This window comes from Lysinibacillus sp. NPDC093712, from assembly GCF_050280025.1.
Taxonomy (GTDB): domain Bacteria; phylum Bacillota; class Bacilli; order Bacillales_A; family Planococcaceae; genus Lysinibacillus.
Genome location: NZ_JBNNUU010000018.1, coordinates 1 through 12,276 on the forward strand (window position 1 = coordinate 1; position 12,276 = coordinate 12,276).

9 protein-coding genes, 6 tRNA genes and 1 rRNA gene are annotated in these 12,276 nt (G+C 38.9%); 1 reads left to right on the forward strand and 15 read right to left on the reverse strand.

The genetic code is table 11. The features are described 5' to 3' along the window. Window positions 1-265: 265 nt before the first annotated feature. The 14 genes from glmS to ACQKNX_RS25525 form a co-directional block, all read right to left on the reverse strand. Complete coding sequence (gene glmS / locus ACQKNX_RS25460; RefSeq protein ID WP_427431324.1) at window positions 266-2,068, reverse strand: glutamine--fructose-6-phosphate transaminase (isomerizing); 1,803 nt, start codon at window positions 2,066-2,068, stop codon at window positions 266-268. 689 nt (window positions 2,069-2,757) lie between these two features. Then, window positions 2,758-3,279, reverse strand: a complete 522-nt coding sequence (locus ACQKNX_RS25465) for a type 1 glutamine amidotransferase domain-containing protein (protein WP_340821810.1) — start codon at window positions 3,277-3,279, stop codon at window positions 2,758-2,760. A gap of 113 nt (window positions 3,280-3,392) precedes the next feature. Beyond that, on the reverse strand, window positions 3,393-4,745 hold the full coding sequence (glmM, locus tag ACQKNX_RS25470; RefSeq protein ID WP_427431325.1) for a phosphoglucosamine mutase: 1,353 nt from the start codon (window positions 4,743-4,745) through the stop codon (window positions 3,393-3,395). Window positions 4,746-5,066: 321 nt separating this feature from the next. Further along, window positions 5,067-6,116, reverse strand: coding sequence for a CdaR family protein (locus tag ACQKNX_RS25475; RefSeq protein WP_427431326.1), 1,050 nt, complete (start codon window positions 6,114-6,116; stop codon window positions 5,067-5,069). Beyond that, a complete protein-coding gene (gene cdaA / locus ACQKNX_RS25480) occupies window positions 6,109-6,945 on the reverse strand; it encodes a diadenylate cyclase CdaA (RefSeq protein WP_427431331.1) in 837 nt (278 codons plus the stop codon). Before cdaA ends, ACQKNX_RS25475 begins: the two co-directional genes overlap by 8 nt. Before the next feature lie 149 nt (window positions 6,946-7,094). After that, window positions 7,095-7,718, reverse strand: coding sequence for a zf-HC2 domain-containing protein (locus tag ACQKNX_RS25485; protein WP_427431327.1), 624 nt, complete (start codon window positions 7,716-7,718; stop codon window positions 7,095-7,097). A gap of 13 nt (window positions 7,719-7,731) precedes the next feature. Continuing rightward, window positions 7,732-8,295, reverse strand: coding sequence for an RNA polymerase sigma factor SigW (sigW, locus tag ACQKNX_RS25490; RefSeq protein ID WP_004225410.1), 564 nt, complete (start codon window positions 8,293-8,295; stop codon window positions 7,732-7,734). A gap of 134 nt (window positions 8,296-8,429) precedes the next feature. After that, on the reverse strand, window positions 8,430-9,332 hold the full coding sequence (gene rocF, locus ACQKNX_RS25495) for an arginase (protein WP_427431328.1): 903 nt from the start codon (window positions 9,330-9,332) through the stop codon (window positions 8,430-8,432). A gap of 180 nt (window positions 9,333-9,512) precedes the next feature. Continuing rightward, window positions 9,513-9,585, reverse strand: a tRNA-Lys gene (locus ACQKNX_RS25500). A 14-nt stretch (window positions 9,586-9,599) separates the two neighbouring features. After that, a tRNA-Gln gene (locus ACQKNX_RS25505) sits at window positions 9,600-9,674 on the reverse strand. Between the two features lie 20 nt (window positions 9,675-9,694). Then, window positions 9,695-9,778, reverse strand: a tRNA-Tyr gene (locus tag ACQKNX_RS25510). Window positions 9,779-9,792: 14 nt separating this feature from the next. Further along, window positions 9,793-9,868 (reverse strand) — tRNA-Val (locus tag ACQKNX_RS25515). 74 nt (window positions 9,869-9,942) lie between these two features. Further along, window positions 9,943-10,017, reverse strand: a tRNA-Glu gene (locus tag ACQKNX_RS25520). Between the two features lie 116 nt (window positions 10,018-10,133). Continuing rightward, window positions 10,134-10,210, reverse strand: a tRNA-Asn gene (locus ACQKNX_RS25525). A 270-nt stretch (window positions 10,211-10,480) separates the two neighbouring features. Between ACQKNX_RS25525 and mbcS the strand changes: the two genes are divergently transcribed. After that, the gene (mbcS, locus tag ACQKNX_RS25530; RefSeq protein ID WP_427431329.1) at window positions 10,481-12,058 is read left to right on the forward strand and encodes an acyl-CoA synthetase MbcS; all 1,578 of its coding nucleotides are present in this window, start codon (window positions 10,481-10,483) and stop codon (window positions 12,056-12,058) included. 123 nt (window positions 12,059-12,181) lie between these two features. Here mbcS and rrf read toward each other — a convergent pair. Further along, window positions 12,182-12,276: ribosomal RNA gene (rrf, locus tag ACQKNX_RS25535) — 5S ribosomal RNA — on the reverse strand; the annotation flags it as partial.

A 12,276-nucleotide genomic window follows, 5' to 3' on the forward strand; every position in this document is an offset into this window, starting at 1 on the left:
TAAAGCTGCTTGTAATTTTTCCTCTGCAGTATATTTAGCCATAAAAAAATGCACCTCCAATTGTTAGATGTGTCTAACAATTGGGGTGCAGTTCACTGTACCAAGGTTTTTATTTCATAGTTATAATCACTCATGTATTCAGTTTAAGTAATCAGTATACAACTTTTTTGTCCAGTATAAGACTTTATTGAAAAGTATACGACTTTTTTGTCTAGTATACATCTTTATTACAACTCAACACAACAAACACTATAACTCTCCAGCCCTACTCCACAGTTACTGACTTCGCCAAGTTACGAGGTTTGTCAACGTCGCAACGGCGGTGTAATGCAGCATAGTAGCTAATTAACTGTAATGGCACTACTGAAACGAGTGGTGTTAAGTATTCATTGACATGCGGTATGATTAAACGGTCGCCGTCTTCGTCTACGCCAGCCATTGCGATAATACATGGATAAGCGCCACGTGCAGCTACCTCTTTCACATTGCCGCGAATATTTAATGCTACCGCTTCCTGTGTTACAAGGGCGAATACTGGTGTTCCTTCTTCAATTAAGGCAATTGTACCGTGTTTGAGTTCGCCACCTGCAAAGCCTTCTGCTTGAATATATGAGATTTCTTTAAGTTTTAAAGCTCCTTCAAGACTTACGCAGAAGTCGATATTACGACCGATGAAGAATGCATTGCGTGCAATTTTTAAATAGTCTTCTGCGATATCTTCTAATACATCTTTTGAATCGATAATTGTTTGAATACCGTTTGCTGCAATCGCAAGCTCTTTTTTCAAATCAAATTCTAAGCCTTTACCGCTTGCTTTTGCTGTCACATATGCTGTTACTGCAAGTACTGCGACCTGAGCTACGTATGCTTTTGTAGAAGCTACTGCGATTTCTGGACCTGCGTGTAATAATAGCGTATGGTCTGCTTCGCGTGACAGCGTCGAACCTGGTACGTTCGTAATAGTTAATGTTGGGTAGCCAAGCTCTTTAATTTTCACAAGCACTTGGCGGCTATCCGCTGTTTCACCTGATTGTGTAATAAAGATGAATAACGGCTTTTCTGATAGCAATGGCATGTTATAGCCAAATTCACTTGAAATATGAACTTCAACAGGAATGCCTGCCATTTTCTCGAAATATTGTTTACCAATTAAACCTGCATGATAACTTGTGCCCGCAGCGATAATGTATAAACGGTCTGCAGCTTGCAATGCATGTAAAATATCTGCATCAATTGTTAAATCACCATTTTCGCCTTCGTATGCTTGAATGATTTTACGAATAACTGTTGGCTGTTCATCCATTTCTTTTAACATATAGTGAGGGTACGTACCTTTTTCAATATCGCTCATATCAAGCTCTGCTGTATATGGTGCACGCTCTACTACTGTGCCGTCTAATTTTGTAATTTCAACACTGCCTTTGTGTACGATAACAACTTCTTTATCGTGTAATTCCACGAATTGATCCGTTACTTGTAGCATTGCCATTGCATCTGATGCAACTACGTTAAAGCCTTCACCTACACCTACAAGAAGTGGTGATTTGTTTTTCGCTACAAAAATTGTGTCAGCCACTTCAGCATCTAACAATGCAAGTGCATAAGAGCCGTGTAATAATGATAATGTTTTGCGGAATGCTTCTGCTGTTTGCAGACCATCCTTCACAAATAGCTCAACTAACTGCACGATAACTTCTGTATCTGTGTCAGACTTCATTGGAATGCCTTTTAAATATGTTTTTTGTAATAAATGATAGTTTTCGATAACACCATTATGCACAATCGTAAAACGACCTGACGCACTTTGATGGGGGTGAGCGTTTAAGCGGTTTGGCACACCGTGAGTTGCCCAACGCGTATGACCAATCCCAACTTTCGCAGCAACGTCCTCGTCTACTGCTTCACGTAAGTCAGCGATACGACCTTTTTCTTTGAAGATCGTTACGCCCTCTTCATTGCGCACAGCAATACCTGCTGAGTCATAGCCACGGTATTCAAGCTTTTCTAACCCTTTTAATAAAATTTCCTTTGCATCTGATTCACCAATATATCCTACAATTCCACACATAATTACTTTTCCTCCGATATTGTCATATTAACGCAATGACAAACTAGACCTCAGCGTATCGAAATTTTTTCAGTGGGCGTAAACAGTACTACTTATTTTATTCTCAAAAATAAGCATACTTATCCGCGCACATCCTCGTACTATTTCAGCCATCTAAAATAGTGCTTCGCTTCGATATGTGAAGTTTTTCTATTTATCTATTGCTTTACTTATACCTTCTCCATTTTCTGTACATTCAATCACTTAAATGCTTTCAAAATGAAAAATGACAATCGGGTATGTCGATTGGGAGGCATCCGCCGAATTTTCGATAAACCTCCACCTCGTCTGCTGAAGATGTCTTCGTCCAATTTCCTCAGCTCAGGCGCTATAATTGTTTTCCGATTTATGTGCTCTCTTTCCCCCTTTTGCACTTGCTAAGCGGACAAGATCTAGCCAAGCCGTCAGCTTCTCCATAATACTCAATCATATGCTATTCGTCAAATTTTCGTTATAAAAACTTCTTCTTTTTCTCCTTTTTTTAAGGCGAATTTTAGAGCAAAGACATAAAAAATTGGCTTCGACAAGATTCTAGCAGTATTACAACCTCATATTAATGAATAAGATTCTTTAGAAGCAATACAAAACGTAAGACACAACATGTATCACAGGTTGCATCTTACGTTATGATTATTTAGAGTTCCCTTTAATTAGCTCTCTTTACTTGCAAGTAATTTCACAATTTCTCGATTAAAAGCGGGTAAGTCTTTCGGCGTACGACTTGTTACTAATTGCTTTTGGCAAACAAATACTTCTTCATCATGGAAATTAGCACCTGCATTTTCTAAGTCCACTTGTATGGACTTATAGCCTGTCGCATCACGCCCGTTTAAAGTCTTCGCTGTAATTAGAAGCTGTGGCCCATGACAGATTGCAAAGGTTGGCTTCATGTCGTCCATAAACGTTTTGACGAAGGCTACAATACGATCATCTGCACGTAAAATATCTGGTGAAAAGCCCCCTGGAATGAACAATGCATCAAATTCTGAACCTTTGACTTCATCAATACCTTTATCGATCTTTACTTTCTCCCCATGTTTACCTTTTACTTCTTTTCCAGCCTCAGTATCAATTGTTACTAGCTCATGACCTGCTGCTTCTAACGCTTCCTTTGGACTTGTATACTCTACATCTTCAAACATATCTGTTATTACTGTTGCTATTTTAGCCATATCAATAAAACACCCCTTGTTATTGTGACTCAATAGTATTCTTCCCTCTCCCATCTATTTCAAACATAAAAAAACTCAATCTCCCAATAATGAGAGATCGAGTTACTTAACAATTATTCTGTTAAACCCATTTCGCTACGTACTACATTTGCAATACGTTCTACATAACGTTCACAGTCCGCTTCTGTAGCAGCTTCCACCATCACACGAACTAATGGCTCTGTACCAGAAGGGCGAACTAGAATGCGACCGTTACCAGCCATATCAGATTCAACTTCCGCAATTACGGCTGCAACTTTTGCATTTTCCGTCACTGCATGCTTGTCTGTTACACGTACATTTACTAAACGTTGTGGAAAAATCGTCATTTCCGCCGCAAGCTCAGATAGTTTTTTCCCAGTAGCCTTCATAATATTAACAAGTTGAATACCTGTTAACAGGCCATCACCAGTTGTATTGAAATCTAAGAAAACAATATGGCCTGATTGTTCGCCACCTAAGTTGTATTCATTGGCACGCATTTCTTCTACAACGTAACGATCACCTACAGCAGTTTGTACACTGTGCATATCGTTTTCTTCAACAGCCTTGTAGAAGCCCATATTACTCATCACAGTAGAGACAATCGTTTGCTTTTTCAAACGACCGACTGCATTTAAGTGTTTCCCAATGATAAACATAATTTGGTCGCCATCCACGATTTTACCCTTTTCATCTACTGCGATTAGGCGGTCCCCATCACCATCGAATGCTAAACCAACATCTGCACCCTTTTCAGTAACAAATGTAGCAAGACCTTCCGGATGTGTTGAACCAACACCGTCATTAATGTTAAGACCAGTTGGTGAAGCACCCATTGTAGAAATGTCTGCTTCTAAGTCAGCAAATAAATGAGTCGCTAGTGATGATGTTGCACCATGTGCGCAATCTAGTGCTACATGAATACCATCAAATTCTTCATCTACCGTTTGCTTTAAGTATTGAATATACTTTTGTCCACCTTCGAAGTAGTCACTTACAATACCTAAATCTGCACCAATTGGACGTGGCAATGTATCTTCTGGCGCATCAAGAATTGCTTCGATTTCTGCTTCTTGTGCATCAGTTAGTTTGAAACCATCCGGACCGAAAAATTTAATGCCATTGTCGGCAACTGGGTTATGTGAAGCTGAAATCATGACGCCTGCATCTGCACTCATAATTCGGGAAAGATAAGCAACACCTGGTGTAGAAATTACACCTAGACGCATTACCTCTACGCCGATTGATAATAGCCCAGCTACCAGTGCACCTTCAAGCATTTCACCTGAAATACGTGTGTCACGACCAATTAATACCTTTGGACGCCCTGTTGCATCCTTCGTTAAAACATAGCCACCTACGCGGCCTAGTTTAAATGCAAATTCCGGTGTTAATTCACTATTCGCGACGCCACGGACGCCATCTGTTCCAAAATATTTACCCATTTTAATTGTTCTCTCCTTCAATGCAAGACGACCGCATCATGCTGTTTCCTGCGGACAATCGGACGGCTCGTCTGCTTACTTTTGGAAAAGTCTTTTTTCATTCATGTAGTAGTAGTTAGGCCTCTCTCACTATCTTTCAGAGGCTCTATAGCTCCAAGCATTGGTTCTCAGGCGTTGTACGTTTAATCTTACTAAATCGTACTTGTACTAATGTTAGCCCGAGCCTCACTTGTTCGTAGCATTTTTATATATGCTAGAAAGCACGATTTGTTGAGACAGGAATCTCTAATGAATCAAGTTAAAATTATAGTCAGTTATTGTTTAAGAATCAATATCTTCTTCTGTGACAGAATCAGGATTTATTTCTTCAGGTTTCGTTTCGGCATTTGTAGGTGTTTCTTTTTCTACCTTTTCTACCTTGTCGGCTTTTTCAACCTTTGTAACATCTGCTTTAATTTTAATCTTTTGTTCAGATACTTTAGTCGCACCATCTGGTAATTTTACATCAAATTCATACGTTTTTGATTCGGTAATTTTTGATAAATCGATTTCAACAGGTACTTCGTTTAAAACATCAATAATCGATTTTTTCCCAAATAGCTTCAGTGTATGCGTAACAAGGGTTAATTGATTTATAGTAATACCTTCTGGTGCTTTACCTGTTTCCTTTATCGAGACAGGTAGTTCTTTGCTATATTCTGCAATATCTACCCGTACTTTTACTTTTTCTGGTTCTATCGTCACATCTAATTTATTTAAATCGCGATCTAATACTTTAACTGCCGCTTCTTGAGAGAAGGATTGTTTCAGACCTTGTTCACCCGTTACAGTTGCTTTGACATAACTAATGCTCTCAATAGCACTTTTTGCCCCTGTTACAAATACAGTCGCTGGGTTGGCAGACATTCCTTTTAGGTAATATCCTTCATCAATTAAACGGTTATTCATTTCAGGATCGACACGGAATTCTTGCGTGACTTTTTCCTCAATATTTACATTCACTGTCGCTGGGTCGAGCGTCACTTGCAATTTATCAGAAATATTCTCGTATTGTAGTTTGACATTATGTTCACCTATTAATAAATCATTTAGGTCAACAAATATTGAGAAATCCTTCACGAGCTTTGTATTTAAAGCAATTTGCTTTGGTCCTTTAATCGTGACATTAACTGTTTTCGGTATACCCGTTACAATAAGATTATCGTCATCATAATAAACCTCTACTGGGACATCTTGAATCACTTCCATCTGTTCACTCATCGCCGTCTTATCTGTAGAAGATAACTCGGTGCGAACAGAGAAAAATAGTAAGCACGCTAGGAAAAGCGCAATGATTCGCAATACCCAAGGGCTATCCATCATTTTATCCATTCTTTTTCCCCCTCCAAGTCAACTTAGAGGCTGCATTCGATTCTTGTACTGAGCCGAACCACATTTTACGTAATAGTGTTTCGAATTCCTCTAGAGAAAGATTGCGATGTAGATTACCGTTTAACGTAATACTAATTGCGCCAGTTTCCTCAGATACGACAATCGTAATCGCATCTGTTACTTCACTGAGCCCAAGAGCTGCACGATGTCGTGTTCCAAGCTCTTTCGAAATAAACGGACTTTCAGAAAGCGGTAAATAGCAAGCAGCTGCTGAGACCTTATCTTTCTGCATAATGACAGCCCCATCATGAAGTGGTGTATTCGGTATGAAAATATTTATAAGTAATTCAGACGAAACTTCTGCATTTAAAGCGATTCCCGTTTCAATATATTCATTTAGGCCTGTGTCTTTTTCAATAGAAATTAACGCACCAATACGGCGTTTAGCCATATAACTAACAGATTTCTTCATAGCTTCAATCAGTCTAGTTTGCTCTTCTTCTTCTTGACTTGTTGAACGTTGGAACAGCTTGCCTCGCCCAATTTGCTCAAGACCACGTCTGATTTCAGGCTGGAAGATGATAATGATGGCCAAGAAACCAAACTCGATTACTTGTTTTAGCATCCATCCTAATGTTTCTAACCCCAAAAAGTCTGTTGCAATGCGTGCAATAATAATGACGAAAATGCCTTTTAATAATTGGACAGCTTTCGTCCCTTTAATGAGGGTTAAAATTTTATAAACAACGTACCAAACGAGCAGTACATCTATGAAGTTAATAACAATATTCACTGGTGTTAAATCCGTGAATTGTTCGATAATTTGCACGTGGCATCCCCCACTTTTCATTGCGAATCCATACTCATTTAAGTATAGCACATTCTTTTCAAATGTAACTTTTTTCAAAAGAAAAGTCTACCCAGATGAGTAGACTTTTCATCCTCTCCCGTGCACTACCATGTAGGACGTATAGAGTTCTATTTAGTTTCTTTTTCCTCAAATGTCATTGCAGTCTTAACGGAATTTTTGATGGTATACCATAACCATTCAAACGCTTCGTCTATTTCTTCTATTTTACCTGAAACGACTGCAGAAGATGCCATATACTGGCCGTTAATAATTGTTACATTGCCATCTACTTCACCCTCAACAATTAAATCGCCATTTTTAACGACAATATCGCCCTTTACAACCTCACCTTTTGGTACTATAACCGTTTGTCCTTCAACAACTAGGTTTGGTTGTTTTGTAACAGAGAAATGCTGATCATCCATAAAGTTCCCCAATAAAGTAGCACTCATAAATAAACAGAAAACTGCTGCCGCAACAAAGAACGGATGACGGCGAATCCATTTTTGCATACCTACACGACTTTTAGGTTTCGGTAAACGAGCCATCACCGCAGCTTCAAAATCTGGAGGTGCTGTAATATGGGAAGCACTCTTCACAAAGGCGATCGTCTCACTCAATTCCTGCATCAATTGCTTGCAATCACCGCATGAATGCAGATGTTGTTTCAACTCTTGTTCATGCTCACGACTAATGTCACCGTCTAAATAATCATGCATATAATCTATGATATGCTCTGGACAAATATTCATGATGCTCCCCCTCCTACAGATTGTTTAATTGCTTTCGTAATGCTTCACGTCCGCGGTGAATTCTCGTTTTCACTGTCCCAAGAGGCATATCCAAAATTTCACTGATTTCTTGTAACGATAATTCTTCAATATATTTCAATACTATAACTGAACGATATTTATCCGGCAAACGTCCAATCTCATATTGAATGCGATCTTGTAGCTCCATCTGCTCTAACTGCTCTTCTGGTAGCTGGTCATCTGCTGCAATTTGCGAATACATATCCAGCCCTTCTGTACCAGCTACCTCCGCATCTAAGTAATAATCCGGCTTTTTCTTTCTAATACGGTCTATGCAGAGGTTCGTCGCGATTCGATAAAGCCACGTCGAAAATTTTCTTTTTTGATCAAAAGTATGCAAATTCATATAAGCACGAACAAACGCTTCTTGTGCAATATCCTCAGATTCTTGCTTGTTTCCTAACATTCGGTAGCATACTTGGTACAGTTTGTGCTGATAGAGACTCACAATATCGGCAAATGCGTTTTGATCGCCTTTAAGCACTTGTTTTATTCTCTTATTTACTAACGCATCCATTGTGTTTATTTCTCCACCTTTACAACTGTCTTATACTATACGGCCCGACTATAAGAAAAGTTTCAATTTATATTCAATTATAACAAAAGATTTTTATTCAATGTGGTGATAAACAATATTTTCACAATTTGGAATTAAACTAGTGTCTCACCAAATAGAGAACCGATTAATGCCACAGCTACATCTGCTGTTTTATTTTTTTCGTCTAATATTGGATTTACCTCAACAAACTCAGCAGATGTTAGCATTCCTGATTCTTGTAGCATTTCCATCGCTAAATGACTTTCTCGATATGTTATACCACCAGGCACTGGCGTACCTACTCCTGGTGTGTAAAGTGGATCTAAACCATCTAAGTCTAACGATAAATGTAAGCCATCTACTTTACGTTCTTGTAAATAGGCAATAGCATCTTCCATTACACGCGTCATTCCAAGGCGATCTACCTCATGCATTGTATATACTTTAATTCCTTGCTGGCGAATTAGCTCACGTTCACCAGGATCTACTGAACGCGCCCCGATAATAATTACATTTTCTGGTTTAACCTTTGGTGCATAGTTACGAATTTGCACAAGGCGTTCATGCCCTAAGCCAATACTAACAGCAAGTGGCATACCATGGATATTACCAGATGGTGTAGTTTCAGGTGTATTTAGATCCGCATGTGCATCGAACCAAATAACGCCTAAGTTTTTGAAATGTTCACCTAGGCCTGCAAGTGTACCGATTGCAATACTATGATCTCCACCAAAGACAAGCGGGAATTTTTTTTGCTCTAATGCTTCATGTACTTGATTTGCTAACGATGTACTAACATCTACAACTTCTTCTAAATTTAATAGCTGTTTATCTATATTACTCTCTTGTACTTGGCTAACAAGAATATCTCCCTGATCCTCTACCTTGTGACCAATTGCTTCTAATCGCTCTACAACGCCCGCATAGCGGATTGCGCTAGGCCCCATGTCAACTCCTCTTCGTGTTTGTCCGTAATCTGTTGGAACTCCAATAATTGATACTTGATGTTTATTCATTATTTTATACCCCCTTTTCTTAATAAGACTATTGTAAAGCCTACAATGTACTTGGCTCAACCCAACAAAAAATCGTATATTTATACATTTTGAAATAGCAAAAAAAATCTCCTGCTGTTTTCAGCAAGAGATTAGTATCTGTAGTTAATGTTACACTTTTGAATTTAAATTATAGAAAAGTGAGCCATGAAGGACTCGAACCTTCGACCCTCTGATTAAAAGTCAGATGCTCTACCAACTGAGCTAATGGCTCAAATAAGAAATGAATGGCTGGGGTACCTGGATTCGAACCAGGGCATGACGGAATCAAAATCCGTTGCCTTACCGCTTGGCTATACCCCATTCATTTGTATAAATAAAACTGGTGGAGGGGGACGGATTCGAACCGCCGAACCCTAAGGAGCGGATTTACAGTCCGCCGCGTTTAGCCACTTCGCTACCCCTCCGAAAAAACACTATATGGTGGAGGATGACGGGCTCGAACCGCCGACCCTCTGCTTGTAAGGCAGATGCTCTCCCAGCTGAGCTAATCCTCCATAGAAACAGGTGTTTATTTCTTCACAGTTTATTTATCTTTTTAAGCCTATGCATTACTACGATGCTTAGAAAATGGTGACCCCTACGGGATTCGAACCCGTGTTACCGCCGTGAAAGGGCGGTGTCTTAACCGCTTGACCAAGGGGCCATTTGTTATGTCTTAAACAAGACAAGATTTATAATAACATCATTTTCATTATGATGCAAGCCTTTTTCAATAATTTCTTTTTAAAAATAACTTTTAATTAAAAAAGGGCAAAAAAATGGCTCCGAAGGCAGGACTCGAACCTGCGACAACCTGATTAACAGTCAGGTGCTACTACCAACTGAGCTACTTCGGAACAATACTATTCAATTCGGTTTTAACAACCTCTTAAGTACATTTATTATTATAGCAAGCATTCTAAATTATGCAATACTTTTTCAAAAAAATTATTTAATTTATTGCATAATTTTTAATTCGTAGGTATTAAAGCATAATAGTTCTCTATTAAATCTAATATTTCTATTTTGTGCATCAAATATTCTTGCTGTATATTATTGTAATTGCTAAAATAAAAATAGTTTTAAGAATTTTCTATCAAATTTGTTTTGGGGAGGAATGTTCATATATGGTAACAAATGATTTAATTGCACCTGAACTTTACAACATTACAGAGGAATTAGAGAAGTTTTCCCAAGATAGTGATCGTCAAGCTATAAGATGGTTGGATACAAAGCAAAATCGTCGTACAATTTCTTATGCCGACCTTATTCAAAAAATGAACCAATACGCGAATGCCTTTACAGAGAGGGGACTTCAAAAAGGTGATCGTGTTTTAGTCATTATCCCACGTCTACCAGAAGCCTATTTTGTTTTCCTCGGTTGTTTAAAGGCGGGTCTCGTTCCTATCTCTTGTTCAGAGATGTTACGTGCAAGTGATTTAGAATATCGTATGGAACACTCTTCTGCAAACGCAGTTATTGCCTACGAAGCTTTTACTAGCGAGGTTGATCAAATTACTTCTTCCGTAGCTGCTTTAAATAATAAATTAGTCATTGGCAATGCTACAAATAATTGGGTATCTTTAGATGCATTAGCTGACACACAACCAACAAGCTTTACGACTGTTGCTACTAAACGTGATGATATGGCGTTTCTTTCTTATACTTCAGGAACAACGGGCAAACCTAAAGGAGTAGTTCACTCTCATGGCTGGGGTTATGCACATATTCGAACAGCTGCTTCCAAGTGGCTGTGTGTACGTGAAGGTGACCTAGTATGGGCTACAGCAGCACCAGGTTGGCAAAAATGGATCTGGAGTCCATTTTTATCGACGATTATGTTAGGGGCAACTGCTTTCGTCTATCATGGTAGTTTCGATCCTCATACTTATCTTCAGCTTCTTCAGGACGAAAAAGTAAATGTACTTTGCTGTACACCTACTGAATATCGTATTATGGCAAAGATTGATAATTTAAAAGATTACAATTTAGCTTCATTAAGAAGTGCCGTTTCTGCTGGTGAGCCGTTAAATCGTCCAGTAATTGAAACATTTATGAAAAATTTTGGCCTTAAAGTACGTGATGGCTATGGACAAACAGAAAATACATTATTAATTGGTACACTTGAAAACACCGAATTACGACCTGGCTCTATGGGTGTTCCTACTCCAGGAAATATTGTGCGTATTATTGACCATGAGGGCAATGAAGCATCTGTAGGAGAAGTTGGAGATATCGCTGTCCATAAATCTTCACCAGCTTTATTCAAAGAGTATTATCGTGAACCTGAACGCACACAAGCTGCTTTTAGAGGTGATTGGTATATTACAGGTGACCAAGCAAAATGCGATGAAGATGGTTACTTCTGGTTTGAAGGACGGGGAGATGACATTATTATTTCATCCGGCTATACAATTGGTCCATTTGAAGTAGAGGATGCTTTAAATAAGCATGAGGCTGTACAAGAATGTGCTGTTGTTGCGGCACCAGATGAAATTAGAGGTCATATTGTTAAAGCATTTATAATCCTACGTGAGAGCTTCCGAGGCCGTGATGAGGAAGAATTAACGAAAGAGCTTCAGGAGCATGTTAAAGCTTTAACAGCGCCTTATAAATACCCTCGCAGTATTGTCTTTATAGATGAGCTGCCAAAAACAACATCAGGTAAAATCCGACGTGTGGAGCTACGAGCTATAACTGTTTAAAAAATTTAAAGAGACATTTCATCTTCATGATGAAATGTCTCTATTTTTTGTTCTGTTTCAATTAAATTAGTTATATAGAAATAAAAAAAGCCACTACTGAGTGTATCAGCAGCGACTTTTTGCGCCTAGCGATGTCCTACTCTCACAGGGGGAAGCCCCCAACTACCATCGGCGCTAAAGAGCTTAACTTCCGTGTTCGGTATGGGAACGGGTGTGAC